This is a genomic window from Marinobacter sp. L-46 (assembly GCF_056859535.1).
The window spans coordinates 21,869-48,300 of the sequence record NZ_JBSXOP010000050.1; the positions used below are offsets into that span (position 1 = coordinate 21,869).

Consider the following 26,432-nt stretch of genomic DNA (forward strand, 5'->3'; position numbering starts at 1 on the left):
AGCGGTAACGCGAGGCGTCCCGCCCTGAATTGGTGTAGCATTATACATTAATCGCCGATAACTGAAATCCAAAGGAACGCCAACCGTCGTGGACTCTGATCTGACTCAAAAAAGCCTCTCATTCAACAGCGCCCGATTTCTGATCAGTGCGTCACGGCTGGATGAATGCCCACCGGATTTCGGCGCTGAAGTGGCCTTTGCCGGCCGCTCAAATGCCGGCAAATCCAGCGCCCTGAACGCCATCACCGCCAACGGCAAGCTGGCCCGCACCAGTAAAACGCCGGGGCGCACCCGGCTGATCAACTTTTTCACCCTGAATCGCGAAAACATGCGCCTGGTGGATCTGCCCGGCTACGGCTACGCCAAGGTTTCCCGCGACATGAAAGACGACTGGCAGAAACACCTGGGCCACTACCTGAACGAGCGTCGCTGCCTGCGCGGCCTGGTTTTGGTGATGGATATCCGCCACCCGCTGACCGACTTCGACCAGATGATGGTGGACTGGTGCGAACACAATAACCTGCCCCTGATGATCCTGGCCACCAAGGCCGACAAGCTGAAATTCGGGCAAGCCAAGACTGCCATGCTGGGCATCGCCGGCAAACTCAAGCCTTTTAGCTGCGTACAGCACCTGATCATGTTCTCGGCCACCTCGAAGCGGGGCGTCGACGAATGCCGCGAGGCCCTGACCGACTGGCTGGAAGCGCCTGAAGCGGAAGAGACGGAAGAATAAGCAGAAGAAAAAGAAAAAACCGGCCTGCAAAGGCGCAGGCCGGCGAAACGTCAGGGTTTGCGACGTGCTAAACCTGAGAACTCACTCAGGAGACGCAGAAAAGTCCGATTTCCCACGTCACTACCTGTGACACCGCACTCTTCCAAAAGTTCAAAATCTGCTCAAAAAATAACCGCCAGCTACAATCAAGCCGGCACCGCCTCCGGCAAAACCGGGCGATACTTCTCTCGCAGTACCATCACCCGCTCACGGTATTCAGGCGTCAGGTACGGTATTTCCAGCGTCAGCACCTGGTAAATGCCCTGCTTCAGCTCGGTCAGAGTCAGGCTGGCCGACTCCTCGCTGGCGTGGGCCGTTTTCAGGAATGCCATCCAGTTAGTGATTACCAGCCAGACATTCAGTGACATGGCCGAACGCAGCTCTTCGGGCTGAGGCTCGATAATGCCCGCTTCCGCCAGCTTGCCGAAAATCCGGTTAATAGCGGCCAGGCAGCGGTTGGTAAATTCCCGGTAGTCCCGGCGCAGGCGCGGATCGCTGTCGAGCAGGTATTCAAGGTCCCGGTGGAAGAACCGGTAACTCCAGAGTCCGTCAAAGACCGACTCCAGGTAAAAGGTCAGGTCTTCCAGCGTAATGGCCCGGTCTTCGGGGATATCCAGGTAGTAATCCACCAGATTTTCATATTCCTGGAAGATCTCGTAAATGATGTCGGACTTGTTCCGGAAGTGGTAATACAGGTTGCCCGGAGAAATGGCCAGGTGCGCGGCAATATGGTTGGTGGTGATATTGCGCTCACCCCGCTCGTTGAACAGCTCCAGACTGGAAAGCAGAATTTTGTCTCTGGTTTTCATTCGCCCGCCGGTGTTTGTTGTTATCTGTCTCGCAGATGGCCCGATGGGCTATCCACCGCTTCTTGACTGCCTAGAGTATATACTCTAATAATAGCCGCAAGTGCAAATCCACCGGATTGCAGCCACCGATAACAACAAGCTGTACAGGCAGGCCTGACGGCAAGGGGAGAGAAAATGGGAGCCACCGTTGTTCAGCTCACCGAGAGCAAGAAACAGATCCAGCACACCCACCGGGTTTTCGAAGAGCAGAAAAAAGCCTTCCGCGCCAACCCGATGCCATCCCTCACCGAGCGCAAGGAAAACCTGAAACGCCTGAAGCGCGCCCTGCTGAGCAACCAGGACCGGCTCACCGATGCCATCGACCGGGACTTCAGCTGCCGTTCGAAGGATGAATCCCTGATTGCCGAAGTCATGCCGTCCATTCAGGGCATCAACTACACCCTGAAGAACCTGGGCGACTGGATGAAGCCGTCCAAGCGCCATGTCTCGGTACTGTTCCAGCCGGCCAGCAACAAGGTGCACTACCAGCCCAAGGGCGTGGTGGGCGTGATCGTGCCCTGGAACTACCCCCTGTACCTGGCCGTGGGCCCGCTGGTGGCCTCGCTGGCTGCGGGCAACCGCACCATGATCAAAATGTCCGAGTACACGCCGCATACCTCGGCCCTGTTCAAGGAAATCATCGAATCCATGTTCCCGGAGGAAATGGTCTCAGTGATCACCGGCGAAGCAGACGTCGCCGCAGACTTTTCCCAGCGCCCGTTTGATCACCTGCTGTTTACCGGCTCCACCTCGGTGGGCAAGCTGGTGATGCGGGCCGCCGCCGAAAACCTGACTCCGGTGACCCTGGAACTGGGCGGCAAATCGCCCGCCATTGTGTCACCGGATGTCCCCATGGAAGACGCCGCCCAGCGTATCGCCTTCGGCAAGGCCTTCAACGCCGGCCAGACCTGCGTGGCACCGGACTACGTGCTGTGCCCGGCCGACCGGGTGCAGGCCTTCGTGGATGAATTCCGCGCCCGGTTCGCCGAAATGTACCCCAGTCTGCGGGACAACGACGACTACACCGCCATCATCAACGAACGCCAGTACGACCGCTTGCAGGGTTACCTTGAAGATGCCCGGAGCAAGGGCGCCGAACTGGTTGAAATCAACCCCGCCAACGAAGACATGAAGGAAGGCACCCGCAAGATCCCGCTGACCCTGGTGCTGAAAACCACGCCGGACATGAAAGTGATGCAGGACGAGATCTTCGGCCCGATCCTGCCGGTGATCAGCTACAGCGGCCTGGACGAAGCCGTCCACTACATCAACGAACGCCCGCGTCCGCTGGCCCTGTATTTCTTCGGCTACGACAAAACCCAGCAGCAGCACGTGGTGGACAACACCCACTCAGGCGGCATGTGCATCAACGATGCCCTGATGCACGTAGCGCAGGACGACCTGCCCTTCGGTGGTATCGGCGACTCCGGCATGGGCCACTACCACGGCCGCGAAGGCTTCCTGACCTTCTCGCACCACCGGGCCATCTTCACCAAGCAGAAGTTCAACAGCGGCAAATACGTGTATGCGCCCCACGGCACCGCTGCCCATCGCATGGTCTACAAATTCTTTATCCGGTGAGCCCCATGAACCGGCGCAGTTTCCTGAAAACCGGGGTAGGCGGTGCCGTCTTCCTCGGCACCGTCAGCCTCACCGCCGGCTTGTCCGGCTGCGCCACCGCGCCGGCCGGGCGAGTCAGTGCGGTCGACAGCCGCATGGACGCCAGCTACCGCTTCCGGTTTCTGAGCAAGGACGACATCGCGCTGTTCGAAGCCCTGCTGCCGGCCATGTTCGCCGGCGCCCTGCCGGAAGAACCAAACCAGCGCCAGTTTGCCGTTGCGGCCACCATCGAGCGCATCGACCAGGGCATCGTCCAGTTCGGCGCCCCCAACCAGAAAGAACTGCGCAAGCTGTTCGACCTGCTGAACTTTGCCCCCACCCGGGTCACCCTGGCCCGGGTCTGGTCCGACTGGCCATCCGTGACCACCGGCGAAGCCGACGCCTTCCTGAACCGCTGGCGCAACAGCCGGATCGGCCTGCTCAACAACGGCTACATCGCCCTCAGTAAGATCTGCAACGTGGCCTTCTACGGCCACCAGAACCAGTGGCACCTGACCGGATACCCCGGGCCACAGGAATGGATCGTGAACGTCTTACCCCAGTTCAAAAACACCTGACAGACCCCGGATTACGGAGCGCAGTATGTCCATGAATGATCCCATTGCCCGGGGCCTCGCCGCCGGCTGGAAGGTTACCGACGCCAGCACCCTCACCAGCAACCAGACCGCAGAAGCCGATGTGGTCGTCATCGGCACCGGTGCCGGTGGCGGCACCACCGCGGAAATCCTGGCCCGGCAAGGCCTGGCCGTTATCCTGGTGGAAGAAGGCCGGCTGTATTACCAGAAAGACTTCAAGATGGACGAGCTGACGTCCTACGCCAATCTCTACCAGGAAGGCATGAGCCGGACCACCGCCGACGGTGCCATCGCCATACTGCAGGGCCGCTGTGTAGGCGGCTCCACCACCGTCAACTGGACCAGCAGCTTCCGCACCCCGGACGAAACCCTCACCTACTGGAGCCGGCAATTCGGCCTCGACGGCCTGGCACCAGACGCCATGGCGCCCTGGTTCCAGGGCCGGGAAGAACGCCACACCATGGCGCCCTGGCAAACCGACCCCAACCTGAACAACGACATCCTGCGCCAGGGCTGCGAAAAACTCGGCTACACCTGGCAGGTGATTCCCAGAAACGTCAAAGGCTGCTGGAACTCCGGCTACTGCGGCGTGGGCTGCCCCACCAACGCCAAGCAAGGCGCCCTGCTGACCACCATCCCCGGCGCCCTCGACAACAACGCCCGCATGTACCACGGCCTGCGCGCCGAAAAACTGGTCATGAACCAGGATCGCATCGACCACCTGCAGGCCTGCGCCATGGGGCCAGACGGCGTAACCCCCTCCGGCGTCACCGTCACCCTAAAGGCCCGGCACTTTGTCGTCGCCGCCAGCGCCATCGGCTCACCGGGCCTGCTACTGCGCTCGCAACTGCCCGACCCGCACCAGCGCGTGGGCAAACGCTCCTTCATCCACCCGGTTAACGCCACCGTGGCCCGCATGCCGGCCAACGTAGACCCCTTCTACGGCGCACCCCAGTCCATCTACTCGGACCAGTTCAACTTCAGCCAGGGCGTAGACGGCCCCGTGGGCTACAAACTCGAAGTACCCCCCCTGCACCCGGCCATGGCCGCCGGCGTCGTCCCCGGCCACGGCCCGGACCAACTCGCCGACCTCAGCCAGCTGGCCAGAATGCAGTCTGTCATCGCCCTGCTGCGCGACGGCTTCCACGAACAAAGCCCCGGCGGCACCGTCACCCTGCGCGACGACGGCAGCCCGGTACTCGACTACCCGGTAACCGACTACTTGTGGCAAGGCATCCGCCAGGCCTACCTGCACATGGCCGAAATCCAGTTCGCCGCCGGCGCCGAAGCCGTCCGCGCCATGCACCTGGATTCCACCTGGTACAAAACCTGGGCCGAAGCCAAGGCAGCGATCGCCGAACTCCCCATGAAACCTCACCGCGCCCGCCTGTTCACCGCCCACCAGATGGGCGGCTGCAGCATGGGCAGCAACCCGGAAGACTCCGTGGTCAACGGCTTCGGCGAACACCACCAGGTTCCCAACCTCAGCATCCACGACGCATCGATCTTTCCAACGAGTATCGGCGCGAACCCGCAGTTGTCGGTTTATGCATTGGCGGCGAGGAACAGCACCCGATTGGCGCAGAAACTGACAAGCTGACGAAGTTCCCGGGGAAGGCTGCACTTAGTCAGGGGCGCGGGCTGGGTGGCTCTGTCCGGGAATGTCGGAGGCCATGGATGGCCGGAGTCAAGCGCACAGGGATGTGCTTGTAGCGTTTCCCGGACAGAGCCACCCAGCCTGTGACCTGCACCAATTTATAAAACCGATCACCCAAAGTCCCGGACTACAGAACAACCCCCAACGCTGCTATGCTACCGCCCACAAACAAAAGGAGCTGCGCATGCCAAAAGTCATCTACCCGGGCACCTTCGACCCCATCACCAACGGCCACACCGACCTCATAGAACGGGCCGGCCGCATGTTTGACGAAATCGTCGTCGCCGTCGCCTACAACCCGAAAAAGCAGCCACTACTGAACCTCGAAGAACGCTGCGAACTGGTACGCAAAGCCACCGCCCACGTACCCAACGTAACCGTCACCGGCTTCAGCAACCTGCTGGCCGAATTTGTGCGGGAACAGAACGCCACCGTCATCCTGCGTGGCCTGCGCGCAGTCTCCGACTTCGAATATGAATTCCAGCTCGCCGACATGAACCGCCGGCTGGCCCCGGAAATCGAAAGCGTGTTCCTGACCCCGGCCAACCACCTGTCCTACATTTCCTCCACCCTGATCCGGGAAATCGCATCCCTGGGCGGAGACATCTCGGAATTTGTCGATCCGGCGGTGGCCGAGGCGCTGAAACAAAAATTCAGCCAGGCCTGAGCCCGGCTGGCGAGAAGAAAAGCAAAAGCGGAAAATTAGCGGAACCGCTGCCAGCACAGGCAGCGGTCTGAGCTCAGAGTAGCGGTGGCAGCGGAATCTGCAGCCCGTTGATGTCCAGCACCAGATCTTCCATGCGGCCATCCATCACCAGCCGGTCACCCTCCTGAACCAGCAAACCCTGCTTGATCAGCGGCGCTACCTGCATGCGCACCGCAGCATAGTCTTCGGCCAGCGCCATCGGCATGGAAAAATCCAGCTCGCCGGTCAGGCCCTGCATCACCATCAGCATGGCGTCCTTTTCAGCCCCGGCCAATTCCGGATGAGAGATATCCAGGCTGCCCTGCACCGGCCCTTCCGGCGTTTCCAGGCTCAACTCGCGGATCCCGGCCGAAAAACCCGCAGCGGCCAGGTCACGGATCGACTCATTAAACCGCCGCATCACCGCCATCTGCTGCTCGAAGCTGACACCACCGCCAGCCCCGGCCTTGACCGTCATCGCCTGCAGGTCTGTCATGGCCGAACTGAAGGCATTCCAGCCAGCCACATCCAGGTTATCCACCGAAACCGCCATCCGCTGGGGGCCGAATGCGTCACTGCCGACGCTCACCGACGCCACATCCAGCTCCAGGGTTGAATCCAGCCGACGATCCTGGTCCTTCGCCTCGCTGGCACTGGTCATGGCCAGGCCATTCAGGACCACGGGCTCCACACCCGGGCTTTGTACCGACAGGGACTCCACCGACAAGGTGCCGGTTCCGGTCCAGATATCACCACTTAACCAGGACAGGCTTTGCTCCAGGTGGGCATCTTCCACCGTCAGATCCAGCTCCGGCCCGGACAGCGACAGTGCCGGCCACACCAGCATCAGATCAGCCTGCTCACCCAGACTGCCCACACTGATGCTGGCCAGGCCACCGCTGCTGCGCAGGGACTCGCCCGATGCCGGGTTGTCGATCGCCATTGCCGGCGCTTCCAGCACCAGGGTGGCCGAGCCCCAAATCCGGGTTTCCAGGGTCAGGCGGGGCTTTTCACCACGAAACCAGTTGGCGCCCTCCGGCTGCCAGCCGGCGTCCGGGCGGAAATCCATCAGGCTGCCGGTCACCCCGTGGGACACCTTCACCCGGAAGCCTATCCGGTAACTGTCGCCCCGGGCCGGGTCGGTAATGGTCAGGGTGCCAGCGGCTTCGGAGGCCAGCACACCACGCTGATACTGCTGGGTTTCCAGGTGCACAAACGGCTGGGCAGCGTTTACTTCCAGGGCAGCCCGGGACCACTGCTGCTCGGTCACATAGCCCACGCCCCAGGGCGCGAGGCCGGCACCGACCAGAATCACTCCGCCGGCAACCAACCACTTGTTGAATTTCAAAATCAGAGTCCTGTTATCTAGGTAGTTATTGTTGTATCCGGGCTCAGACCGGCTTGCTGGTCAGGCGCTCCAACAGCACCAGCTGGGAGGCAAAGGGCTCTTCACCCTCGGCCGGCTGGTTCTGGATATAGCTGCCATCGGGCTGTAGCACCCAGGCCTGGCAGTTATCCGCCAGGTAGGTATCCAGGTCTTCCCGCAACCGGGCCACCAGTGCCGGCTCTTCCACCGGGAATGCGGTTTCTACCCGATGCAGCAGGTTGCGTTCCATGCCGTCAGCACTGGAACAGTAAACTTCCGGACGGCCATTATTACCGAAGTAATACACCCGGGTATGCTCCAGGAACCGGCCAATCACCGAACGCACCCGGATGTTATCCGACAGCCCCGGTACTTCCGGCCGCAGGCAGCAGATGCCCCGGATAATCAGGTCAACCTTCGCGCCGGCCTGGGAGGCCCGGTACAGGGCCTTGATCATCTGCGGCTCGGTCAGGGCGTTGAACTTGAAGATAATCCGGCCCTTGTCGCCATAGCTGGCCTCGCGCTCGATCAGGCTGATCAGCCGGTTGTGCAGGGTAAACGGTGCATGGAACAGCTTCTTGATCTTGAGGGCCTTACCCATACCGGTCAGCTGCTGGAACAGCTTGTTGACATCATCGCCAATAGACTCGTCGCAGGTCATGAAGCTGTAATCGGTGTACAGCCTGGCGTTGCCGGCATGGTAGTTACCGGTACCCAGGTGCACATAGCGGCGCAGGCGCCCTTCTTCCCGGCGCACAATCAGGATCATCTTGGCGTGGGTTTTGTAGCCCACCACGCCATACACCACGATCACCCCGGCTTCCTGCAACCGGCTGGCCAGCTCCAGGTTTTCCGCCTCGCTGAAACGGGCCCGCAACTCGATCACCACGGTCACTTCCTTGCCGCGCCGGGCGGCATCGGCCAGCGCTTCGACAATTTCCGAATCGGCACCGGTCCGGTAAAGCGTCTGCCTGATGGCCAGCACATTCGGATCTTTCGCGGCCTGGCGCAGCAGGTCTACCACCGGGCTGAAATTCTCGTAGGGATGCAGCAACAGGATCGGCCGTTTGCGGATGGCATCGAACATCGATTCCTTGCTGCGGATCTGGCGCGGAATGGACGGCGAGAAGCTGGAATAAGTCAGGTCAGAACGGTCTACCAAACCACCCACGGCCATCAGGCGGGTCAGGTTCACCGGGCCCTGTACCTGGTACAGGTCACGCTCGGTCAGCCCGAACTCCCGCAACAGAAACTGCACCAGTTCTTCCGGGCAGTTATCGGCTACTTCCAGGCGCACACCGTCACCAAAGCGACGGCTGAGCAGCTCGCCGCGCAGGGCCGACGCCAGGTCTTCCAGGTCATCTTCCAGCTCAAGGTCAGCGTTACGGGTCAAACGGAACTGGTAGCAGCCCTTTACTTCCATGCCCGGGAACAGCTCATCCGCGTGGGCGTGGATCATCGACGACAGGAACACCAGGTTCTCGCCACCTTCGCAGACTTCATCCGGCAGGCGCACCAGACGGGGCAACGAGCGGGGCGCCGGCAGGATGGCCATGCCGGTTTCCCGGCCAAAGGCGTCTTTGCCATCCAGTTCCACGATAAAGTTCAGACTCTTGTTCACCAGGCGCGGGAACGGGTGTGACGGGTCCAGCCCGATGGGGCTGACCACCGGCAGAATCTCTTCTTCAAAGTAAGTACGCACCCACTCTGCCTGGGCCGGAGTCCATTCCCGGCGCCGCACAAAGTGGATGTTTTCCTGCTCCAGCTCGGGAATCAGGACATTGTTCAGGATGTCGTACTGCTCATGGATATACTCGTGGGCTACCCGGCTGATCTCCGCCAGCACCTGGTCCGGCTGCATGCCGTCCACACCCACGGTTTCCCGGCCGTACTTCATTTGCTGACGCAGGCCCGCCACCCGGATCTCGAAGAACTCGTCCATGTTGCTGCTGAAAATGCAGCAGAAAATCAGCCGGTTGATCAAAGGATGCGTGGTGTCCAGCGCCTGCTTCAGTACCCGGTAGTTGAACTGGAGCTGGCTCAGTTCCCGGTTGAAGTAGTTCTCGCTGGCGTCCAGGTTCACTTCCTCGCCTACCGGCGGAAGCTCAACCGGCGCAGGCACGCTCAGTTCGGCATCGATTGTCTGCTTGGCAGTTTCAGTAGTCATCGCTATCCATATCCGTTGTCTGGGCAGGCGGTCGCCTGCGTCACGCCCGCGCGCGGTCTCTCATCAGTCTCGCGGCGCGCACGGCAAAATAAGTCAGAATGCCATCGGCACCGGCCCGGCGCATGGCCATCAGGCTTTCCATCATCACCGCATCGCCATCCAGCCAGCCGTTCTGGGCCGCCGCCATGTGCATGGCGTACTCACCGCTGACCTGGTAAACAAAGGTCGGCACCTGCAGTTCGGTTTTCACCCGGTGCACGATGTCCAGGTACGGCATGCCCGGCTTGATCATCACCATATCGGCACCTTCCGCCAGGTCCATGGTCACCTCGTGAATGGCCTCGTCGCTGTTGGCCGGGTCCATCTGGTAAGTGGACTTGTTGCTCTTGCCCAGGTTGGCGGCGGAACCGACCGCATCCCGGAACGGGCCGTAATAGCTGGAGGCATACTTGGCAGAGTAGGCCAGAATGCGGGTATTCACATAACCGGCACCTTCCAGGGCTTCACGAATGGCGGCTACCCGGCCGTCCATCATGTCGGAGGGCGCCACCACATCGGCGCCGGCGTCGGCGTGGGACAAGGCCTGGTTCACCAGGGCTTCTACGGTCACATCGTTGAGCACGTAACCGTCGTTATCGATAATGCCGTCCTGGCCATGGGTGGTGAACGGGTCCAGCGCCACATCGGTAATCACACCCAGTTCCGGCTGGGCTTTCTTGAGCGCCCGCACCGCACGCTGGGCCAGGCCATCGGAATCCCAGGCGCCAGAGCCGGACAGGTTCTTTTTCTCCGCCGGCACCACCGGGAACAGCGCCACCGCAGGAATGCCCAGCTCAACCAGCTCCGCCGCCTGCTCGACCAGCAGGTCAATACTCAGTCGTTCCACACCCGGCATGGACGGCACCGCCTCACGCTGGTTCTCGCCTTCGAGCACAAACACCGGGAAGATCAGGTTGTCCGCCGACAACTGGTTTTCCCGCACCAGGCGCCGGGAAAAATCACTGGCACGGTTGCGGCGCAGACGGGTAGCCGGATAGGCTCGGTTGGAAAGCGGCTGGCGTGGTTTGGGCATGAAATACCTCCTGAACATGGATGGCCTTGGAAAGTCATGACATCATACACCCGGTGAGCCGCCTGTTGCAGGGCCGGGGGCAAGTCTGCAGTACTCGGATGACAATTCAATGACAAAAACCAGGACGGCACCGAACCGGCCGCCCTGGTAAAGAAGGGAAATCGGGGAAGGAACTCAGATGGAACGGTTGTTAAAGCCCACTTCCACCTTGCGAGGGGTATCAGCCCGGAAGCTGGTAACCACTGCCTGGATCTTGCCGCCACCCTGCAAAAAGGCTTCGATATCTGACTGCAGCTGGGCCCTCACCCGGGCACGGCCGGCAACAGAATGGTTATCCTCGCTGTCGCTGCCCCAGTTACCAGACTGCTCCAGATTGCTTTCGTCGAATTCACTCATGCTCTTTTCTCCATCAACGAAAACAGATTTTCAGGTGCCCTGTACGCCCTCCCGGGCAGCACCCCGTCTCGACTGCCGGCCGCCTGCGGCCCCGTCTTGGCGTCTTTATAATCCGGTTTCGTTGACGGCGCTATTTCCTGACAACCACTTTTTTGTAACGTTTTGTAAACAGACGCATGCCATTGATTTTGAAGGGCCAATCCCATCACCTGTCAGGCCCTTCAAATTGACACAAAGAATGAATAATGATTCACTGCTTGCAAGGAGCCGGCATGGCTTATCGTGAAACTGAAAAAATGCGCCAACGCAAAGCCCAGGCGCGCCAGAAGATCATCGAAAGCACCTGGGAATGCGTGGCAGACGGCGGTTTCCAGAGCGCCCGAGTTACCCGAATTGCCGGCCTCGCCGGCGTGGCAACCGGCACGATTTACCGGCATTTCGAATCCCGGGAAGACCTGTTTGCGGAGATTTTCCGGCTGGCGACCCAGCGCGAAGTCGACAAGGTAGCCGAAGCCCTGGCCATAACAGGCAATGCGGTACAGCGTCTGGACCACGCCCTGCGCCAGTTCGCCCAACGGGCCCTGAAAGGCCCGATGAAAGCCTGGGCGCTGATTGCCGAGCCGGTGGACCCGAAAGTAGAAGAAGAACGACTGGCGTACCGCAGGGCCTACGCCAACCTGTTTGAACAAGCCATCCGGGAAGGCATCGCCGAAGGCACCATCCCGGAGCAGAACACCCGCCTGGCCGCTACATGTCTGGTGGGCGCGATATCCGAAGCCCTGGTAGGCCCGCTGTCTCCAACCCAGACCAGCGAGCTACCGGACAACGACAACAATGACAATGAACTGGTCGACACCATCGTCTGTTTCTGCCTACGGGGGTTGACCGGCACCAGGAGCTAAACATGAACAACCCGCAGCGCAAAACCGGGTCCGCCACCGACAACCGTTACCTGTCGGCCACCCATGAGGTCATCAACCAGCCCCGGCCGCTGGAGAACTACAACCTCTACGAACAGGACACCTCGCTGCGGGAAGCCGTTCTGCGGGAAGGCGCAGGCTTCGCCAACGTCGACCTCACCCGCTTTGGGGCCTGGGCCGGCCTGGCCGACACCATCGAACTCGGCAACCAGGCCAACGCCAACAAACCCGGCTTCCGCACCCACGACCGCTACGGCCACCGGACTGACGAAGTCACCTTCCACCCGGCCTACCACGAACTCATGCGAGTGGCCCTGGAAAATGGCCTGCACAGTTCACCCTGGACCAACCCCGGCAAAGGCGCCCACGTTGCCCGCGCTGCCAAGTACTACCTGCACTCCCAGGTAGAGGCGGCCCACTGCTGCCCGGTGACCATGACCTTCGCAGCCATCCCGTCGATCCAGAACCAGCCGGACCTGGCCAAACTCTGGGCCCCGAAAATCCTGGCCAACGAATACGACAGCCGAAATGTACCGGACAGCGAAAAAACCTCCGTCACCATCGGCATGGCCATGACCGAAAAACAGGGCGGCAGCGACGTGCGCGCCAACACCACCATGGCCTACCCGATGAGCCAGCAAGGCCCCGGCCAGCCCTACGAACTGGTCGGCCACAAATGGTTCGTCTCCGCCCCCATGTGCGACGCCTTCCTGGTACTCGCCCAGACCACCAGCGGCCTGTCCTGCTTCCTGATGCCCCGCTGGCGCCCGGACGGCACCAAGAACCCCTGGCAGGTACAGCAGCTCAAGAACAAAATGGGCAACGTCGCCAACGCCTCCAGCGAAGTGGAAATCCGCGGCGCACTGGCCTGGATGGTCGGCGAAGAAGGCCGCGGCGTAAGAACCATCATCGAAATGGTCGCCATGACCCGCTTCGACTGCATGATCGGCAGCGCCGCCGGCATGCGCCAGGCCGTCGCCCAGGCCACGCACCACTGCCACAACCGCAGCGCCTTCGGCGCAACCCTCAGCGACCAGCCACTGATGCAAAACGTCCTGGCCGACCTGATCATCGAAAACGAAGCCGCCCTCGCCTACACCATGCGGGTTGCCCGGGCCATGGACAACCAGGACAGCGAACACGAACGCCTGCTCGCCCGCCTGGCCACACCCGTCGGCAAATACTGGATCTGCAAACGCACCCCCAACCACGCCTACGAAGCCATGGAATGCATCGGCGGCAGCGGCGTCATGGAAGACTGCATCATGCCCCGCCTGTTCCGGGAATCCCCCGTCAACGCCATCTGGGAAGGCAGCGGCAACGTCCAGTGCCTGGATACCCTGCGCGCCCTGCAGAAAGAACCCGAAACCCTCGACGCCTTCTTCAAAGAAGCCGCCGAAGCCAAAGGCGCCGACCGCCGCTTCGACCAATACCTGGCCCAACTGCAACACGACTTCGCCGACATCAGCGACTTCCAGTACCGCGCCAGAAACCTCGTCGACCGCATGGCCCTGACCATGCAGGGTTCGCTGCTGCTGCGCTTTGGCGACAAAGACGTCGCCGACGCCTTCTGCGCCTCCCGCCTGCAAAACAACGGCGGCATGAACTACGGCAACCTGCCCTCCGGCACCAACCCGGCGGCGATTATCAAACGGGGGACGCCTGTAGTAGGCTGAGACTACAGCCCCTTGGAGCGGCAAACGACGTGTATTGCCAAAACGGCCAAGGGGGCTCCCCGAACAATGCCCGAGAGCAGGCGGGGATTAGCTTTCCAAAAATGTGTGGAGCCATGGATGGCGGAGCAGAAGCGCCACATGGGTTCGGCCGAGCGCTTATGAAGCAAAGCTTCATGCGACAGCCGAACGACCACAATCTACGATTGTGGGCCGGACCCCGCAGGGGTGCCGAAGGAGCGGTTTTTGGAAAGCCATCCCCCGCCGGTTCCTGCACCAACACGCGGTATCAGACCATGTCAGAAGCCCTTAGAAAACTGCTGAAAGAAGGCAAAACCCCACAACAGCACCAGGACATCACCCCCCACGTAGGCGTCCTCACCCTGCACTTCCAGCTCTACGGCTGCGAAGACCTCAAAGCCAAACGCAAAGCCTTCACCGCCATGAAAGCCATCTGGGGCAAAGAACCCGACCTGGCCGTGGCTGAAACCGCCGACCACGAAGCCCTCGACTGCGCCACCTGGACCGTCGCCGCCCTGGGCGCCAGCGCCCAGCAAATCACCCAGCGCCTGGACCAGGTCGAAAAAGACATACAGGAGCGCATAGACGCCCCCATTCTCGACATCCACCGGGAAATCCTCTGAGCCATGCCCCCGTAACCCCGGGGCATAGCGTCAAATCCGCACAGGCCTTATACTACGGCCCCTCAGGGAACACATGCCTCGCCTAGCGGCAGGCAGCCAAATTCAATGCCGGACCCAGCTCCGGCCCCGTCCGCCGGGTTTCCGGAACCGACCCACGGACAACCACTAAGTGTGTGTGGTGCTATGACCGGAAAGAAAAAATCCGCCCAGGCCTCATTAGAGGCAATGTATCGCGTGTTCACGGTGCCCGAAGCGCCGGAGTCGACCCTGAGCCGGATCGACCAGGACATCTCCCGCAACCTGGCCGGATTCCTGCAGGAGCACATCGTCGCCATCGAACGGGACCTGTCCGAAGTCGAGAAAGACTTCTCCGACTACGTCATCCCGGAGAAACCCGTTTTTGTCTCCGAGCAGACCCAGTTCCTGCTCGACAAACTGGTGGCCAATTCCGTACACACCGCCTCACCGGCCTTTATCGGCCACATGACCTCGGCACTGCCCTACTTCATGCTGCCGCTGTCAAAAATCATGATTGCCCTGAACCAGAACCTGGTCAAAACCGAAACCTCCAAGGCCTTCACCCCCATGGAGCGCCAGGTGCTGGGCATGATCCACCGGCTGGTGTACCAGCAGGACGGCTCCTTCTACCGGAAATGGATGCACGACCCCCGGCACGCCCTGGGCGCCATGTGCTCCGGCGGCACCATCGCCAACCTGACCGCCCTGTGGGTTGCCCGCAACCGCGCCTTCCCCGCCGAAGGCAGCTTCCGCGGCCTGCACGAAGAAGGCCTGTTCCGGGCCCTGAAATACTATGGCTACGAAGGCGCCGCCATCGTCGTCTCCAAGCGCGGCCACTACTCGTTGCGCAAAGCCGCTGACGTGCTGGGCCTGGGCCGCGATGCCCTGGTGCCGGTTGAAACCGACGAATACAACCGAATCCTGCCCGACGCCCTGCGCGACAAGTGCCTGGAGCTGCAGAAACAGAAAATCAAGGTCATGGCCATCTGCGGTGTAGCAGGCACCACCGAAACCGGCACAGTGGACCCGCTGGACAGCATGGCCGACATAGCCCGTGAATTCGGCGCCCACTTCCACGTAGACGCCGCCTGGGGTGGCCCCACCCTGTTCTCCCGCACCTACAAACACCTGCTGCGGGGCATAGAACAGGCCGACTCCGTCACCTTCGATGCCCACAAACAGCTGTACGTACCCATGGGTGCCGGCCTGGTCGTCTTCAAAGACCCCAGCCTGGCCAGCGCGGTAGAACACCACGCCCAGTACATCATCCGTAAAGGCTCAAGAGACCTCGGCAGCACCACCCTCGAAGGCTCCCGCCCGGGCATGGCCATGCTGATCCACTCCGGCCTGAAAATCCTGGCCCGGGAAGGCTACGAAATCCTGATCAACCAGGGCATCGAAAAAGCCAGAACCTTCGCCGGCATGATCGACGAACAACCGGACTTCGAACTCATCACCCGTCCGGAACTCAACATCCTGACCTACCGCTACTGCCCGGAACCGGTCCAGCAAGCCCTGGCCAACGCAGACGAACTGCAGGCAGAAAAAATGAACACCTGCCTGAACCGCATCACCAAGTTCATCCAGAAAACCCAGCGGGAACGCGGCAAAGCATTCGTGTCCCGAACCCGACTGGAACCGGCCCGCTATTACCACTTCCCGTGCATCGTGTTTCGGGTGGTGTTGGCTAACCCGCTAACAACGCCGGAGATCCTGGCAGACATCCTGAAGGAACAGCGGGAATTGTCGAAGGAAGACGGCATTGCCGATGAGATCGCCATCCTGCATCAGATGGCAGAAGCCGTATTGAGCCCCCGACCATCAAAGGCAAAACCCAGGCTGAAGTCAGCTCAGGGATAATACGGCTCATTCATTAAGATGAGAAGTAGCTGGTGCGATGGCGGCATGAACTATGCCCGGGGCGGGGTGTGCGAGGAGCTGTTCAAAAATTTGCGGAGCCAGGGATGGCGGAGCAGAAGCGCCACAGGGATGTGCCGAAGGAGCGGTTTTTGAACAGCTCCTCGCACACCCTGCCCTGCACCTGGCTAAGCTTTAATACAGGGCCTCTTCGTCATCCAGCACCTCGTGCAGGATCTCCAGGAACATCTTGTCCGCCTCACTCCAGGTCTCCGGAATACGGATCGTAGTGTTGGCGCTGATCTCGCGGGCAATCAACTCGTCAGCATTGGGCTCACCCTTGTACTTACGGGCAATCTCCATGGACTTTACGGCGATGGTCGGCTCGCTCATCACCTTCTTGATAAACACCCGTAACTCTTCAATCATTCTGGCCTGACGGCTCTCGGAAGATGAACTCATTCCTGACTCCCTGAAAAATAGCGTTGAAGCAAAACGGCCCGCACAGGGCCTGATGCTCATAGTATGGCCAAACCGCGGGGCGCTAACCAGCCCCGCCCGGCATTAAACCATCAAACCCCGCAGGGCGAAGAACAGGAACGCAGCCATCAGGGCGGACGCCGGCACGGTGATAATCCAGGCTGCGGCAATCTTCACCAGGTGGGAACGCTTGACCATCTCTTCCTTGTAAATCTTCTTCAGGCGCTTGCGTTCAGACTTGGACAGCGGCACCTGCTCCTTTTTCTTCTTTGCCTGCTTGAGCAGCTTTTCCATTTCCTCCACAGAGGCGTTGCGGAAATCGTCAAGGAACGGCTTCAGGCGTTCCTGGTCCGCCGGGTCATGGTGCTCGATCATCTTGTGCAGCTGGCTGGCGTAGTTGGACTTCAGGTACTCCCGCAGGAAGCCCACACCAAACACGCCACCGATAGCGATATGGGTTGAACTGACCGGCAGGCCCAGCTGGGACGCGAGGATTACCGTCAGTGCTGCAGACAGGGCGATACAGAAGGCCCGGGTCTTGTCCAGCTCGGTAATCTCGCTGCCCACGGTCTTGATCAGGCGCGGGCCGAATAGCATCAGGCCAACGGCCAGGCCGAGCGCACCCACCATCATGACCCACAGCGGAATGCTGGCAGAGGTCACCACGCCACCACCGGCGCGAATAGCATCGTTGATCGCAGCCAGCGGCCCGATGGCGTTGGCGACGTCGTTCGCGCCGTGGGCAAAGCTGAGCAACGCGGCGGCAAAGATCAGCGGCCAGGTGAACAGCGTGTTCACGCCCTTGGAGCTGTTCTCCATGGTCGCGGCACGGCGGCTCACCAGGTTACGCATGATGAACCACACCACGGCAGCCACCACCAGGCCCATGATCGACGCCGACAGGAAGTCCACCTTGACGATTTTCTTCACGCCCTTGAGCATCAGGTAGGTGGTGAACGCCCAGGCCATGATCGATACCAGGACAGGCACAAAGGTGCGGGCCGACGACACCAGGTTTTGCCGGTACAGCACGGTTTTCTTGATGGCAAACAGGAACAGCGCCGCCAGGGCACCACCCAATACCGGAGAGATCACCCAGCTGGCCGCAATCTTGCCCATCACACCCCAGTCGGCGATGGCCCAGCCACCGGCCGCGATACCGGCACCCAGCACACCGCCTACAATGGAGTGGGTCGTGGAAACCGGCGCGCCCATCCAGGTGGCCAGGTTCAGCCAAAGTGCGCCGGCCAGCAAAGCTGCCGTCATCAGCCAGACAAAGGCGCGGGGATCTTCCAGGGTGGTAGGGTCAATAATGCCGCCCTTGATGGTAGAGACCACGTCGCCACCGGCAATCAGCGCGCCGGCTGCCTCGAACACCGCCGCCAGCAACACGGCGGCGCCCAGTGACAAGGCACCGGAACCCACCGCGGGGCCCACGTTGTTGGCAACATCATTGGCACCGATATTGATGGCCATATAACCGCCGATGACCGCTGCGGCCATCAGCAACATGCTGTTGGGTAATCCCTGACTGAATGAGCCGACAATCAACCAGACACAGAGCAGGAACAGAACACTGAAACCAACCCTGTACCGTTCCGTAGAGGGGCTGCTGAGAAGGTTATCCAGAAAGCTGCTGGAACGGGCCATAAACAATTGGGTCTCTTGTGAACGGAATGAGTTCAGGCAATTTTGCCGCGCGCAAACTATAAATTTTTTATCATAAAATTGAAACCGAACTGTCATGGGGGGCTAAAGATCACAAACCGGACGGACATCACTCCAAAGCCGCGGTTTTTTGGCGCATACTTGGCAAAAACCTGTCAAAAAGAACAACACAAGATGACGGCCAGCTACCGACCCAACCAGATCATATCGTCCGAGCACGAAGAACAGCAGATTTCCCTCCTGCTGAACGGGTTATCGGCCATGGCGCTGCTGTTCCTCACCGGCATCGGCCTCAAGGCCTGGTTTGCCGACCATCACAGCCATGCCATCGTGCTCTGGCTGTTCAATATACCGGTGCTGGCCAATATGCTCTGGTATTTGCGGACCGGCAACCGGCTGGTGCAGAAGGCGGGACTGCTGATTACCGTTGCCCTGCTGTTTGCCTACCTGATCGCCTCGGGCGGCGAAGGCAACACCGGCCCCCTGTGGTTCTACGTGTTCCCACCGCTACTGTTTTTCCTCACCAGCCTGAAGGGCGGCACCGCAATCCTGCTGTTCTGCTATCTGCTGGCGATCATCGTATTCCAGTTTCCCAACCTGCCCGGAGTAGCCGCCGAATACTCCACTGACTTCAAAATACGCTTTTTCGCCACCCTCACCTTCGAATCCATTTTCTGCTTTGTGCTGGAGGCCGGCCGTCTGCAGGCCCGCAACAAACTGCTGAAACTGGCCGAAAGCCATGAAAAAGCCGCGCGTACCGATGAGCTTACCGGCCTGGCCAACCGGCGGGATATGCACAACCGCCTTGCCGCCGAGTTTTCCCGCTACCAGCGCTCCGGGCACCACTTTTCCGTGGTGCTGATCGACCTGGACCTGTTCAAACGGGTCAACGACGATTTCGGCCACGATGCCGGCGATGCCGCCCTCCGGCACTTTGCCAGCCTGGTGCGCAAGGTGATCCGGCAAACGGATATCGCGGCGCGCTGGGGAGGTGAGGAATTCCTGATCCTGCTGCCCGACACCACCCTGCTGCAGGCCCTGACACTGGCCGAGCGATTGCGTGCGGAAGTGGCGGCCACCGAGTTCCGCCACCAGGAGCAGATCCTGCCGGTGACCATCAGTGCCGGCGTCTGCTCGATCTCCAAGGCCGGGTCCGTCAACGAACTTCTGAAACTGGCCGACACCAACCTTTACAGCGCCAAGGAAGATGGCCGCAACCGCATCGCCCCCAGGGTGCGCAGCCAGGACAGCCAGCCTGCTGCGGAAAACCCGGCTTGAGCGCTGCCCATCGCAGCATTACCATCTCTGCCGGCAATGCAGATACCTGAACAGATATAAGGCAGTAACATGGCAGCAATTCGAATACTCACCGGCAGTGTTTACGGCGGCGCCCTGCTGACCGCCCGCAAGATCATGGAAGAGCTTGAAGCCGAAGGGCACCAGGTGACCGTGCTGGAGACCCCGGCCCTGGAAGACATCACCGGCAATGACGACGCCCTGCTGGTCTGCACCTCTACGACCGGCCAGGGGGAAATCCCTGACAACCTGCTGCCGTTTTACCTGGCGCTGCGGGAACAACTGCCACAGCAGCCCGGTCGCCCTTTCGGCATTATCGTGCTGGGCGACAGCTCCTACGGTGACACCTTCTGCGGCGCCGGCGACCTGATGGAAGAAGCCCTGTACGAAACCGCTGCCCGCAAGGTAGGGGAAACCCTGCGCATAGACGCGCTGGAAACCATGGAGCCTGAAGCCGAAGCCCTGCCCTGGGTCAAAGACTGGGCTAACGGAATCTGACTATTATTTACACAAGTTGCCAAAACTCTGTCTGGCTGCCCTTGAGCCACCCGCAGCGACAGGCCATACTCGACCCATAACGATAATAACGGTAACAACAGATCCTGATGAAACTGGCCCGGCTTCTGGCAGCGTTGACAGCTTTGCTGACTTTGTCGCTTCACCTCCATGCGGCACCGGCTTCCTATATTCCGGAAATGGAGTATCTGCGCCTGCCCCCGGATGCCAGCGTCACCGCCAGCGAAGTCATGGCCTCGGATCAATGGCAGAGGCTGCCGGACCAGACCCCCAATTTTGGCTATATCCGGGACCAGATCTGGCTCCGGTTCCCGGTGACCGACGCAAGCAACAGCAACCTGCTGGAAATCAGCTATCCTCAGCTCGACGCTATCGGCTTCTATCTGTTTAAAGACAACCGGTTACTGCGGGAAGTAATAACCGGCGACCGCATGCCCTTTGCCGAGAGGCCGGTACAACACCCCCACTTCCTGTTCCCCCTGCAACTGGCGCCTGGCGGCAATTACCAGGTGTTACTGCGGATACAGACAGAAGGTGCCATGCAGGCACCACTGCGGCTCTGGAACAACAGAAGCTATTTCGAAAAGGCCTCCGTTGAAAGCCAGCTCCACGCCGTTTATTACGGCATTCTGATTGCCGTTATCTGCTTCAACCTGTTTGTCTTTATCGCCCTGAAAGAAGCCGTTTACCTGTTCTATGTGCTCTCCACCCTCGGCTACCTGTTGCTGGTGGGCGGACTGAACGGTATTACCTACCAGCTACTGTGGCCGGAAAGTCCGACCATACAGAACCGGGCCATGGCGATGATTGTGCCCCTGGCCATGAGTTGCACCCTGATGTTCTCCAGGGCGTTTTTACGGCTCAAACAGGTCAGCCCGAAAATGGATCGCCTGGTACTGGTGGTGCTGTCCCTGAACCTGGCCATGGCGGCGGCCAACCTGTTCATCGATTACAACACCGGTATGCGCCTGAGCGTTGCCCTGGTGATCCCAAGCTCGCTGCTGCTGACCTTTATCGGCCCCCTGCAGTGGCTCAGGGGCAACCCCCAGGCTATGTACTACACCCTGGCCTGGGCGGCACTGACCCTCGGCAGCGCGATCACGGCCGCCAACAAATACGGCTGGATTCCCAACAGCTTTATTACCTCCTACGGCATGGAACTGGGCTCGGCCCTGGAAGCCATGCTGCTCAGCCTGGCCCTGGCAATCCGGATCTACCGGGAACGGCAGGACCGCCTGCACTCGCGGGAAGCGGAACTGCACGCACTGGAAGCCCGCCGTAACGCGGAACTGCAGTTGATGGACCAGGCCCTGCACAACCCGCTGACCGGGCTACCCAACCGCAGCAGTTTCGAGCTGCGGGTGAGCGAACTGATCCGCCGCAACCCGAAGCAACGGCTGGGCATTGCAGTCATTCACCTGAACAACCTGTATGCCGTGACCAAGACGCTCGGGCACCGCAATACCGACCGGATACTGGAACTGGCATCACGGCAGTTCAACGATGTCACCCGTAAGGTGCCCGGCATTGTCGCCATAGAACAGAGCGAGGGCCGGGACTTCTACCTGGCCAGCCTGGACCCGCAAACCTTCGCGCTGATCAGTTACGCTGACCGCACAGAATCCGTACCCCGCCACGTACTCAGGGATATCGAAGTTATCCGCCAGCCCATTGACTTCCTGGGCATGCAGATACCGCTCACCCCCCAGCTGGGGGTGGCCATCTACCCCGATCATGGCACGGACGTGAACACCCTGATCCGGCGAGCCGTCATTGCCGAGGGTTCGGAACGGGCCAGGGAACGGGGTGTGGCCTATTACAAGCCGTCGAAGGATTCCTACAGCACCGAACGGCTGACCCTGGTGTCCGAGCTTCGGCAGGCACTGGAGCTGAACCAGCTGACCCTGTACCTGCAACCCAAGCAGTGCCTGAAAAGCGGAGACATTACCGGCTTCGAGGCCCTGATCCGCTGGCCGGACCGGGAGCGGCAAGTCCCGCCCCATGAAGTGATCGAACTGGCCGAGCAAACCGGCCTGATCAAACCGCTCACCCGCTGGGTGCTGCGGGAAGCACTGGAAATACGGGAAAAGCTGGCGGCAAAGGGCGCCCCGACTCGTATCGCCGTCAACATTTCCCCCAACAACCTGCGGGAGCCGGACTTCCCGGTGTTTGTGCAACGAATGATGCAGAGCTATCAGTGCCCCGCCGGAGACCTGGCCTTCGAGGTAACGGAAACCTCAATGATGCAGGACCCGGCCAACTCCCTGAAAGCCCTGAAAGCCATCAATGCCGCGGGCATCCCCTTGTCCATTGATGACTTCGGCTCCGGCTATTCCTCGCTGTCATACATCAAGCAGCTGCCCGCCAGCGAGATCAAGATCGACCGTTCACTGATCACCGAGCTGGCAGAGCGGGAGGAGGACCGGGTCATTGTGCGCACCACCATCGAGATGTGCCACAGCCTGGGCTACACCGTGGTGGCAGAGGGCGTGGAGAGTGAGAAAACACTGAAGCTGCTGGAGAGCATGGGCTGCGACCTGGTTCAGGGTTATATCCTGGCCCGGCCGCAACCTTTTGACCGCATTATCGACTGGCTGGCAGATCAGCCCTGCCGTTCCCGGATCAACGCTTCCTGAGTGGTCGAAGCCACCAGTACGCCATCCCGGGTGAAGAAATTACCCCGATTGAAACCACGACCGCCGGAGGCACTGGGGCTGTCCTTGTCGTACAGCAGCCATTCGTCCATCCGGAAGTCCCGGTGGAACCAGATGGCATGGTCCAGGCTGGCTACCTGCATGTTCCGGTTCATGAACGTGCGGCCGTGGGGTGCCATGGAGGTGCCGAGGAACGAGAAATCCGACGCGTAGGTCAGCAGGCAGCGGTGCAAGACCGGATCATCCGGCAGTGGCCCCAGAGCCCGGAACCAGTTCTGGCGGTAAGGCGGCTGTTTCTCCGGTTTGAGCGGGTTGCCGGGGTTCACCGGGCGGATCTCGATGGGCCGGTCCCGGGTGAGCAGGTCCCGAAGCTTCTCCGGCACCTGGTCCACCAGCAACTGACCCAGTTCCTGTTCGGATTTCAGGGTTTCCGGTGCTGGCGCTTCCGGCATCGGGAACTGGTGGCTGAGCCCTTCCTCGGCCACCTGGAATGACATGGAACCGGTCAGGATTTCCTTGCCGTCCTGGCGGGCAATGACCCGGCGCACCGAAAATGTGCCGCCATCGCGAACCCGCTGAACCTCATAATCAATCGGCATGCTGTGGTTGCCGGGGCGCAGGAAGTAGGCGTGCAATGAATGGCACAACCGGCCTTCAACGGTACGGCTGGCCGCCATCAACGCCTGGCCAAGCACCTGGCCGCCAAACACATGGGGAAAGCCGAGATCCTCACTGTCACCCTGAAAATGATCATCTCCGATGGGCGACAAATCCAGCAAATCAATCAGCTTCCGGGTTATTTCCAGCATGCATGCTCCTGTTGTTTTGGTCAGGAGCCAGCGGCCAGCTCCTTAGCTTACGAAAGAATTTCTACCTCAGGTGAAACAATTTCGCAACGCTCAGTCACTGTGGATGGGCGGCACTTCCCGCGACAACGCCTGTTTTTCCACGGCAAACCGGCCGGTCACCGCAAAGCCGAGCACCTCGCCCGATGGCGACAGGAAACGGGCTTTCACGTCTGAACCCTCCTGCTCGATGTCCCATTCGCCTTCGGCACCGGCCGGTGGCGGGCACACCGCTGTGGGACAACAAGGAGTTTTGATCATCACCGGCATGGCACCGTAGCTCACCTCAGTGCGTTCACCCGTAAGGGTTTTCGCCAGGGCGCGGGCACAGGCCATCAACGGCAATACATACAGCAACACCTGGCCGTCTACCTCGGCGCAGTCACCCAGGGCATAGACATCCGGTGCCGACGTTTCCAGGGCCCGGTTGACCACAATGCCGCGGCCGGCTTCAATGCCGGCGGCACGGGCCAGCTCGGTGCGCGGCCGCAGACCGACCGCCGAAACCACCAGGTCTGCCGCCAGAGTGCCGCCGTTGGCCAGCGCCAGCTTTACGCCCTGCCCGTCGCGATCCACCCGCTGTACCACCGTGCCCAGGTGGAAGTTCACACCCAGGGCCTGCAACTCCTGCTGCACGGCGTTGGCGGCCGCCTCCGGCAGCAAACTGGGCATAACGGCGGCATCCGGGGCAATCACATCCACCTCATAACCGCCGTTGCGCAGGTCGTTGGCAAATTCACAGCCGATCAGCCCCGCACCCATGATGGCCACCCGCTTGCCACCTTCCAGGGCCTTGCGGAACGCCCGGTAATCCAGCAGGTCGTTGATCGAATAGACCCGGTCCAGGCCATCACCGTCCAGGCCCAGGCGGATCACATCCGCGCCCCAGGCCAGCACCAGTTTGCTGTAGGCCAGCCGCTCGTCGCCCAGCACCAGCTCGCGGGCACCGGTATCAATACCGGTAACGGTGCTGTAGGTGCGAATGTCCACCGACAGCTGTTCGGCCATTGCCTCGGTGTCGCCCTGGGCCAGCCCTTTGGCATCCTTACCCTTGGTAAAGCCGGTGGACAGCATCGGCTTGGAGTAATTCACGCCGTCGTCTGCGGTTACCATCACCACCGGAGTGGTTTTATCCAGCTTGCGCAGTTCCCGCACCAGCGAGTATCCGGACAATCCGGTGCCTACTATTACAATCGGTGCCTGGTCGGTCATAGTCCTGCTCCGTTAATCAGCCGATTTCGATCATCTCGAAGTCTTCCTTGCCCACGCCACAGTCCGGGCATACCCAGTCATCCGGCACATCTTCCCACTTCGTGCCCGGCTCGATGCCGTCTTCCGGCCAGCCTTCAGCTTCGTCGTAAATCAGGCCACACACTACACACTGCCACTTCTTCATACTTGCTCTCCATTAAAATTCCGTGCGCCATAATACCCTCCACCCGGTCTGTGACCAATGCCACGCGAGACGCCGGTTGTCCGGGTTTTGTGCCAATAGGCATGATTACAGATAGTCCGTTCACCATCTGCCCCTCCCTTCAGGGCAACCGGTTCGGTATAATCGCCGGTTTTACGACAGGACCGACCGTTATGACCGATACCGTCGCCGAAATGAACCAGGTCATGGCTGAAGCCGACTGCCTGGTAGACGAACAACAGGTAAGTGCCGCCATCGACACCATGGCCTCGGCCATCACCGATCGCCTGAAAGACAGTAACCCGCTGTTGTTCTGCGTTATGAACGGTGGCCTGATCACAACCGGCCAGCTGTTGCCCCGCCTCAAATTCCCGGTGCAGGCGGAATACCTGCACGCCACCCGCTACCGCCAGGAAACCACCGGCGGCATCCTCGAGTGGAAACTCCAGCCGGAATCCGACATGAAAGACCGCACGGTGCTGATTGTCGACGACATCCTGGATGAAGGCACCACCCTGTGCGCCATCGCTGACTACTGCCTGGCCCACGGCGCCCGGGAAGTGCTGACCGCGGTACTGGTCGACAAGATTCACGAACGCAAGGCCCGTCCGGGCCTGAAAGCCGACTTCACCGGCCTCTGCGTTGAAGACCGCTTCCTGTTCGGCTACGGCATGGACTACAAAGGTTACTGGCGTAACGCCCCCGGCATCTATGCTGTCAAAGGACTCTGACCGGGAAAACAGCCTGAAGATCCCGCCTACCCGCTGGTACCGGTCGCTGGCTGCGGCCGGGCTGCGCAACCCGGAGGTTCACGGCCCGGCCCGCTACTGGCTGCAGGTGGAGGGGTCTTTCACCCAGGCCCTGAAGCACCGGTGCCTCGAGAGCTTCCATGTGGAAGTCGCGCGCGAAGGCTACGCCACGCCGTTCCCGGAAGAGGTTCGCCGGCTCGGGCTGCAGCCCCGGCAACAGGCCTGGATCCGCGAAGTCCGCCTGTGCGGCGATGGCCAGCCCTGGGTCCTGGCCCGCACGGTCATCCCCCACCAGTGTTTTGAAGGCAAGGGCAGGCAGCTGCGCCACCTGGGCAACAAGCCCCTCGGTGCCTTTCTGTTCAGCAGCCCGGACTGGTCACGGGGGCCGCTGGAAACCGGCCTGTGCCTGCCCGATCATCCGCTTCAGCCCCGGCTGGCCCGGCGCTCCCTGTTCCACCACGGCAACAACGCCTTGATGGTGGGTGAATACCTGTTGCCGGTGCTGTACCGGTAAGCTTCGGTTTAACCCCCGGGCCCGGG

At 60.9% G+C, this 26,432-nt stretch carries 24 protein-coding genes; 14 read left to right on the plus strand and 10 right to left on the minus strand.

Going from position 1 to position 26,432, the window contains the following annotated elements:
- The first annotated feature begins 88 nt into the window (after positions 1-88).
- Positions 89-733, plus strand: a complete 645-nt coding sequence (yihA, locus tag AC13DJ_RS06955) for a ribosome biogenesis GTP-binding protein YihA/YsxC (protein ID WP_022988467.1) — start codon at positions 89-91, stop codon at positions 731-733.
- Positions 734-918: 185 nt separating this feature from the next.
- Here yihA and AC13DJ_RS06960 read toward each other — a convergent pair whose 3' ends face one another.
- Positions 919-1,581, minus strand: a complete 663-nt coding sequence (locus AC13DJ_RS06960) for a TetR/AcrR family transcriptional regulator (protein ID WP_058341968.1) — start codon at positions 1,579-1,581, stop codon at positions 919-921.
- A 174-nt stretch (positions 1,582-1,755) separates the two neighbouring features.
- Here AC13DJ_RS06960 and AC13DJ_RS06965 point away from each other — a divergent pair, with 174 nt between their 5' ends.
- The 4 genes from AC13DJ_RS06965 (at position 1,756) to coaD (ending at position 6,139) form a co-directional block, all read left to right on the plus strand.
- Positions 1,756-3,201 carry a coniferyl aldehyde dehydrogenase gene (locus AC13DJ_RS06965; protein ID WP_482933680.1) on the plus strand — a complete coding sequence of 482 codons (1,446 nt, stop codon included), beginning with the start codon at positions 1,756-1,758 and terminating at the stop codon, positions 3,199-3,201.
- A 5-nt stretch (positions 3,202-3,206) separates the two neighbouring features.
- Positions 3,207-3,797 carry a hypothetical protein gene (locus AC13DJ_RS06970; protein WP_482933681.1) on the plus strand — a complete coding sequence of 197 codons (591 nt, stop codon included), beginning with the start codon at positions 3,207-3,209 and terminating at the stop codon, positions 3,795-3,797.
- Positions 3,798-3,822: 25 nt separating this feature from the next.
- Positions 3,823-5,415, plus strand: a complete 1,593-nt coding sequence (locus AC13DJ_RS06975; protein WP_482933682.1) for a GMC family oxidoreductase N-terminal domain-containing protein — start codon at positions 3,823-3,825, stop codon at positions 5,413-5,415.
- Positions 5,416-5,656: 241 nt separating this feature from the next.
- The gene (coaD, locus tag AC13DJ_RS06980; RefSeq protein WP_022988472.1) at positions 5,657-6,139 is read left to right on the plus strand and encodes a pantetheine-phosphate adenylyltransferase; all 483 of its coding nucleotides are present in this window, start codon (positions 5,657-5,659) and stop codon (positions 6,137-6,139) included.
- Between the two features lie 73 nt (positions 6,140-6,212).
- On the opposite strand, the gene AC13DJ_RS06985 is transcribed toward coaD, so the two are convergent.
- The 4 genes from AC13DJ_RS06985 to AC13DJ_RS07000 form a co-directional block, all read right to left on the minus strand.
- Entirely contained in the window at positions 6,213-7,505 is a 1,293-nt protein-coding gene (locus tag AC13DJ_RS06985; RefSeq protein ID WP_482933683.1) for a DUF945 family protein, read from the minus strand.
- A gap of 43 nt (positions 7,506-7,548) precedes the next feature.
- Positions 7,549-9,690, minus strand: coding sequence for a polyphosphate kinase 1 (gene ppk1, locus AC13DJ_RS06990; protein ID WP_288370285.1), 2,142 nt, complete (start codon positions 9,688-9,690; stop codon positions 7,549-7,551).
- A 40-nt stretch (positions 9,691-9,730) separates the two neighbouring features.
- Positions 9,731-10,762, minus strand: coding sequence for a porphobilinogen synthase (gene hemB / locus AC13DJ_RS06995; RefSeq protein WP_482933684.1), 1,032 nt, complete (start codon positions 10,760-10,762; stop codon positions 9,731-9,733).
- A 174-nt stretch (positions 10,763-10,936) separates the two neighbouring features.
- The gene (locus AC13DJ_RS07000) at positions 10,937-11,158 is read right to left on the minus strand and encodes a hypothetical protein (RefSeq protein ID WP_482933685.1); all 222 of its coding nucleotides are present in this window, start codon (positions 11,156-11,158) and stop codon (positions 10,937-10,939) included.
- Between the two features lie 272 nt (positions 11,159-11,430).
- Here AC13DJ_RS07000 and AC13DJ_RS07005 point away from each other — a divergent pair, with 272 nt between their 5' ends.
- From AC13DJ_RS07005 to panP, 4 genes are all read left to right on the plus strand, one after another.
- Positions 11,431-12,060 carry a TetR/AcrR family transcriptional regulator gene (locus AC13DJ_RS07005; RefSeq protein ID WP_199458242.1) on the plus strand — a complete coding sequence of 210 codons (630 nt, stop codon included), beginning with the start codon at positions 11,431-11,433 and terminating at the stop codon, positions 12,058-12,060.
- Positions 12,061-12,062: 2 nt separating this feature from the next.
- Positions 12,063-13,754 (plus strand): isovaleryl-CoA dehydrogenase, encoded by a 1,692-nt coding sequence (locus tag AC13DJ_RS07010; protein ID WP_482933686.1) that lies wholly within the window; start codon positions 12,063-12,065, stop codon positions 13,752-13,754.
- A gap of 293 nt (positions 13,755-14,047) precedes the next feature.
- Positions 14,048-14,395, plus strand: coding sequence for a DUF503 domain-containing protein (locus tag AC13DJ_RS07015; protein ID WP_482933687.1), 348 nt, complete (start codon positions 14,048-14,050; stop codon positions 14,393-14,395).
- Between the two features lie 183 nt (positions 14,396-14,578).
- Entirely contained in the window at positions 14,579-16,273 is a 1,695-nt protein-coding gene (panP, locus tag AC13DJ_RS07020; RefSeq protein WP_482933688.1) for a pyridoxal-dependent aspartate 1-decarboxylase PanP, read from the plus strand.
- 192 nt (positions 16,274-16,465) lie between these two features.
- On the opposite strand, the gene AC13DJ_RS07025 is transcribed toward panP, so the two are convergent.
- A complete protein-coding gene (locus tag AC13DJ_RS07025; RefSeq protein ID WP_036219157.1) occupies positions 16,466-16,732 on the minus strand; it encodes a hypothetical protein in 267 nt (88 codons plus the stop codon).
- A 102-nt stretch (positions 16,733-16,834) separates the two neighbouring features.
- The gene (locus tag AC13DJ_RS07030) at positions 16,835-18,400 is read right to left on the minus strand and encodes an inorganic phosphate transporter (protein WP_058341979.1); all 1,566 of its coding nucleotides are present in this window, start codon (positions 18,398-18,400) and stop codon (positions 16,835-16,837) included.
- Between the two features lie 192 nt (positions 18,401-18,592).
- On the opposite strand from AC13DJ_RS07030, the gene AC13DJ_RS07035 reads away from it, so the two are divergent.
- The 3 genes from AC13DJ_RS07035 (at position 18,593) to AC13DJ_RS07045 (ending at position 22,866) form a co-directional block, all read left to right on the plus strand.
- Positions 18,593-19,696 carry a GGDEF domain-containing protein gene (locus tag AC13DJ_RS07035; RefSeq protein ID WP_482933689.1) on the plus strand — a complete coding sequence of 368 codons (1,104 nt, stop codon included), beginning with the start codon at positions 18,593-18,595 and terminating at the stop codon, positions 19,694-19,696.
- 69 nt (positions 19,697-19,765) lie between these two features.
- Positions 19,766-20,212 (plus strand): flavodoxin, encoded by a 447-nt coding sequence (locus tag AC13DJ_RS07040; RefSeq protein WP_482933690.1) that lies wholly within the window; start codon positions 19,766-19,768, stop codon positions 20,210-20,212.
- A 107-nt stretch (positions 20,213-20,319) separates the two neighbouring features.
- Positions 20,320-22,866 (plus strand): EAL domain-containing protein, encoded by a 2,547-nt coding sequence (locus AC13DJ_RS07045; RefSeq protein WP_482933691.1) that lies wholly within the window; start codon positions 20,320-20,322, stop codon positions 22,864-22,866.
- Here AC13DJ_RS07045 and tesB read toward each other — a convergent pair.
- The 3 genes from tesB to rubA all read right to left on the minus strand — a co-directional run bounded on the left by tesB (position 22,833) and on the right by rubA (position 25,125).
- Complete coding sequence (gene tesB, locus AC13DJ_RS07050; protein ID WP_232901184.1) at positions 22,833-23,693, minus strand: acyl-CoA thioesterase II; 861 nt, start codon at positions 23,691-23,693, stop codon at positions 22,833-22,835. The two genes, AC13DJ_RS07045 and tesB, sit on opposite strands and share 34 nt — an antisense overlap.
- A gap of 90 nt (positions 23,694-23,783) precedes the next feature.
- Positions 23,784-24,941, minus strand: a complete 1,158-nt coding sequence (locus AC13DJ_RS07055; RefSeq protein ID WP_482933692.1) for an NAD(P)/FAD-dependent oxidoreductase — start codon at positions 24,939-24,941, stop codon at positions 23,784-23,786.
- Positions 24,942-24,957: 16 nt separating this feature from the next.
- Positions 24,958-25,125 (minus strand): rubredoxin RubA, encoded by a 168-nt coding sequence (rubA, locus tag AC13DJ_RS07060; RefSeq protein ID WP_022988488.1) that lies wholly within the window; start codon positions 25,123-25,125, stop codon positions 24,958-24,960.
- 191 nt (positions 25,126-25,316) lie between these two features.
- On the opposite strand from rubA, the gene AC13DJ_RS07065 reads away from it, so the two are divergent.
- Positions 25,317-25,874, plus strand: coding sequence for a hypoxanthine-guanine phosphoribosyltransferase (locus AC13DJ_RS07065; RefSeq protein WP_232901182.1), 558 nt, complete (start codon positions 25,317-25,319; stop codon positions 25,872-25,874).
- The gene (locus AC13DJ_RS07070) at positions 25,855-26,406 is read left to right on the plus strand and encodes a chorismate--pyruvate lyase family protein (RefSeq protein ID WP_232901181.1); all 552 of its coding nucleotides are present in this window, start codon (positions 25,855-25,857) and stop codon (positions 26,404-26,406) included. The genes AC13DJ_RS07065 and AC13DJ_RS07070 overlap by 20 nt, the downstream gene beginning before the upstream one ends.
- The last annotated feature ends 26 nt before the right edge of the window (positions 26,407-26,432 follow it).